This window comes from Mesorhizobium sp. M1E.F.Ca.ET.063.01.1.1 (genome assembly GCF_003998155.1).
Lineage (GTDB): Bacteria > Pseudomonadota > Alphaproteobacteria > Rhizobiales > Rhizobiaceae > Mesorhizobium.
Window position 1 is genome coordinate 1 of the sequence record NZ_RZSC01001385.1, and the last position, 742, is coordinate 742.

The window sequence follows — 742 nt, forward strand, 5'->3', positions numbered from 1 at the left end:
GCGCATCGCGCCGGAAACCCGCGCCAGCCTCGAAAGCGTTGGCCTGCGCACGGCGGGCGCCGTGATGGCCGCGCCCCGCGCGCCGCTCGCCCGCCGCTTCGGCGCCACCTTGCTTCTGCGCCTCGACCAGGCACTCGGCCGCATCGACGAGGCCGTGTCGCCGCGCCTGCCGGTGGCGCCGCTCTCGGTCGAGCGCCATCTTGCCGAACCGGTCGTGCTCACCGACGACATCGAGCGGCTGGTGAGCCGGCTTGCCGTGGCCTTGAAAACCGACCTCGAACGCCGCGGCGAGGGCGCCAGGGCGCTCGCCCTTCTCCTCTTCCGCGTCGACGGCGCCGTCAGCCGCGTCACGGTCGGCACCTCACGCCCGCTGCGCGAGCCGACGCTGATCAGGCGGCTCTTCCACGAAAGGCTTGCAGCGCTTGAACAGGACATCGACGCCGGCTTCGGCTTCGACCTCGTGCGGCTCTCCGTGCTTTCGGTTGCCGCCTTCGACATGCTGCAGGGCGACCTTACCGGCGAAATGGTCGACGACGATGCCGACATCGCTTTGTTCGCCGACCGCATCCGCGCCCGCCTCGGCGACGCCGCCGTGCTGAAGCCGGTGGTCGTCGAAAGCCATCTGCCGGAGCGCGCCGTGACCACGGTTCCTTTCGCGGAAGCACCGCAAAGGCGCATGCCGGCGACCGGCCGGGCAGCGCCGCCGATGACCATCTATCCGCCGGAGCGGCCGGTGCGGCTG

General features: G+C 71.7%; 1 protein-coding gene. It reads left to right on the forward strand.

The features are described from left to right. Positions 1-742 (forward strand): DNA polymerase Y family protein (locus EOA29_RS38750; protein ID WP_145970130.1); only part of this gene is annotated, 742 nt, incomplete at both ends.